General features: G+C 59.7%; 1 pseudogene. It reads right to left on the bottom strand.

Annotation, left to right across the window (positions count from 1 at the left end):
• A pseudogene (locus tag ISF28_RS30275) lies at positions 1–588 on the bottom strand (IS5 family transposase); the annotation flags it as partial.
• Between the last annotated feature and the right edge of the window lie 20 nt (positions 589–608).

The following is a 608-nucleotide window of genomic DNA, read 5'->3' as shown; positions in this document are numbered from 1 at the left end:
ACCTGCTCATAATCGTAGCCCTTGTCGAGGCACAGTCCCTGCGGACTGTCTGACGTGGGCGTTGGCCGGTCCAACTGCAAATCTTCGATTGTCGGGCATACCATCTTCATGTCATGGCGGTTGGCGCCGTCCACCGCGATCGCTATCGGAATACCGTGCGCTTCGGTCAGCAGGCTGCGTTTGACGCCGCCTTTGCCTCGATCCGTAGGATTGGGGCCCGTTTTTTTCCCCTCCCAGCGGCGCCTTCGTCATTGCACCGTCCATCGCCAGCCACGACCAATCAATCTCACCGAGCGCATCGAGCGCCAGCAACCCCAGGCGCCAGAACTCTTCAAATACCCCGGCCTGGGCCCACTCCTGGAATCGTCGGTGCGCCGAACTGCTCGAACAGATTCCGGTAGCGCTCAACGCGTTCCATTGGCACCCCGTACGCAGTACAAACAAGATCGCATTCATTGCAGCGCGGTCGCTCACCCGTGGGTTGTGACCACCGAGCGGATGCGGTTTGCGTGGCGGCAGAAGCGGTTCCATCTGCTCCCAAATCTCATCTGGCAAACGCCAGCCATCGTCTTGCTTCAGCATGCCCATGATAGTTCTCCTGATCATGG

Origin of the sequence: Massilia rhizosphaerae, assembly GCF_016093545.1 — a bacterium.
In the GTDB taxonomy this organism is placed as follows: domain Bacteria; phylum Pseudomonadota; class Gammaproteobacteria; order Burkholderiales; family Burkholderiaceae_D; genus Telluria; species Telluria rhizosphaerae.
The sequence above is the reverse complement of the archived record's forward strand: the minus strand, read 5'-3'. Positions and strand labels throughout refer to the sequence as shown.